Source organism: Jatrophihabitans sp. (assembly GCF_051960575.1).
GTDB lineage: Bacteria > Actinomycetota > Actinomycetes > Mycobacteriales > Jatrophihabitantaceae > JBQCEE01.
On sequence record NZ_JBQCEE010000373.1, the window covers coordinates 1 to 2,201 of the forward strand.

Genomic DNA, 2,201 nt, shown 5'->3' on the forward strand with positions numbered 1-2,201 from the left:
GCCGGGCTGATGGAGATGTCGAGGTCCGGGTCCTTGCGGTCCACCGCCTCGCGAGCGAGGTCGGCCACATCGCCGTCGGTCAGCGTCATAGGGCCATTGCACCACTGCCCGGCCCGTATCCTCGACGTGTTATGGCGCGCACCTACCAGATCCGCACCTACGGGTGCCAGATGAACGTCCACGACTCCGAGCGGCTCGCCGGGCTGCTCGAGGACGCCGGCTACGAACGCGCCGACGTCGCGGCCGGCGACACCGCCGATCTCGTCGTCTTCAACACCTGCGCGGTGCGCGAGAACGCCGACAACCGGCTCTACGGCAACCTGGGCCATCTGTACCCGGCCAAGGCGGCCAATCCGGAGATGCAGATCGCGGTGGGCGGCTGCCTCGCCCAGAAGGACCGCGGCCGCATCGTCGAGAAGGCTCCTTGGGTCGACGTGGTGTTCGGCACCCACAACCTGGCCGCGCTGCCGGTGCTGCTGGAGCGGGCCCGGCACAACAAGCGCGCCGAGGTCGAGATCGTCGAGGCGCTGCAGAACTTCCCGTCCGATCTGCCGACCCGCCGCGAGTCGCCGTTCAGCGCCTGGGTGTCGATCTCGGTCGGCTGCGACAACACCTGCACGTTCTGCATCGTGCCGTCGCTGCGCGGGAAGGAGACCGACCGCCGGCCCGGCGACGTGCTCGCCGAGATCCGCGCGCTGGTCGACGCCGGAGTCGTCGAGATCACCCTGCTCGGGCAGAACGTGAACTCCTACGGGCGCAGCTTCGGCGACCGGTTCGCCTTCGGCAAGCTGCTGCGCGCCTGTGGCGAGATCGACGGACTCGAGCGGGTGCGCTTTACCAGCCCGCACCCGCGCGATTTCACCGCTGACGTCATCGAGGCGATGGCCGAGACGCCGAACGTGATGCCGCAGCTGCACATGCCGATGCAGTCGGGTTCGGACGCCGTACTCAAAGCGATGCGCCGGTCCTACCGGCGCGAGCGCTACCTGCAGATCATCGCCGACGTGCGGGCGGCGATGCCGGACGCGGCGCTCACCACCGACATCATCGTCGGCTTCCCCGGCGAGACGGACGCCGACTTCGATCAGACGCTGGACGCGGTACGCGCCGCGCGATTCGCCAGCGCCTTCACCTTCCAGTACTCACCGCGCCCCGGCACGCCGGCGGCGGCGATGGCCGAGCAGGTGCCGAAGCCCGTCGTCCAGGAGCGGTACGAGCGGCTGATCGCGCTGCAGGAGCAGATCAGCCTCGAAGCCGCGCACGAGCTGGTCGGCGCCGAGGTCGAGGTGCTGGTCAACGCTGCGGGCCGCAAGGACGGCGCCACCGGCCGGGTCTCCGGACGGGCCCGGGACGGCCGGCTGGTGCATGTGGCCGGCGACGCAGCACCCGGCGACCTGGTCACCACCACGGTGACCTACGCGGCACCGCACCACCTCGTCGCCGACGGCGGCATCACCGCGCGGCGGCCCTGGCGCGGCGGCGAGGGCAGGGCGCACGCGCCCCAGCAACTGCTCACTATCGGCTCCCGGCCGTGAGCGTCGCTCGCGCCGCGGTGGTCGAGCACCTCGCGGCGTTCAACGCGCATGACACCGAGCGGCTGCTCGCCGGATTCGCCCCGGACGTCGTATGGATCACGGGGCAGGACACCGTGGTCGGGGCGGACGGGCTCACCGGCCTGTTCGACGCCGGGCTCTGGGCGCTCGATCCGCGTCTGGAGGTCGTCGGCATGCTCACGCAGGGCGACGACGTCGCGGCGCAGCTGCGGGAGTGCGTGACCGTCGACGGGGAACGGCGCACATTCCCGATCGCCGCGTTCTTCACCGTCGCCGACGGGCTGATCACCCGCGCGAAGATCTATCGCGAGGGCAACGCCGACCTCGACTGATCAGTCCGGCAGCAGCGCCCGGCGCGCGGCGACGTCCTGCTCGGCGCGGCGGATGCGGGCTTCGTCGCCGGCCTTGCGGGCCCGCTCCAGCTTCTGCTCGGCCTCGGCCAGCCGGGCCCGCAGTTCGGCCAGGAACGGGTTGGACTCGACGCTGGCCGCCCGCCATTCGGCGTCGACCGCGTCGCGTACCCGCTGCTCGGCCGCGCGCATCCGGTCGTCGACGCGGCGCATGGCGTCGCGGGGGACGTGCCCGATGTCGTCGAACTCGGCCTGCAGCTCGCGCAACGCGGACTGCGCCGCCTTGGGGTCGCGGATG

Annotated in this window: 3 protein-coding genes and 1 pseudogene; 2 read left to right on the forward strand and 2 right to left on the reverse strand. The window is 71.7% G+C overall.

Annotation, left to right across the window (positions count from 1 at the left end; genetic code table 11):
• A partial coding sequence (locus ACTHMS_RS20840) for a hypothetical protein (protein ID WP_440308577.1) occupies positions 1–182 on the reverse strand: 182 nt, incomplete at its 3' end.
• On the opposite strand from ACTHMS_RS20840, the gene miaB reads away from it, so the two are divergent.
• Complete coding sequence (miaB, locus tag ACTHMS_RS20845) at positions 132–1,535, forward strand: tRNA (N6-isopentenyl adenosine(37)-C2)-methylthiotransferase MiaB (RefSeq protein WP_440308575.1); 1,404 nt, start codon at positions 132–134, stop codon at positions 1,533–1,535. The genes ACTHMS_RS20840 and miaB overlap by 51 nt on opposite strands.
• Positions 1,532–1,885 carry a nuclear transport factor 2 family protein gene (locus ACTHMS_RS20850; RefSeq protein ID WP_440308576.1) on the forward strand — a complete coding sequence of 118 codons (354 nt, stop codon included), beginning with the start codon at positions 1,532–1,534 and terminating at the stop codon, positions 1,883–1,885. The genes miaB and ACTHMS_RS20850 overlap by 4 nt, the downstream gene beginning before the upstream one ends.
• Here the strand turns inward: ACTHMS_RS20850 and ACTHMS_RS20855 are convergent.
• Positions 1,886–2,201: pseudogene (locus tag ACTHMS_RS20855) on the reverse strand (DUF349 domain-containing protein); the annotation flags it as partial.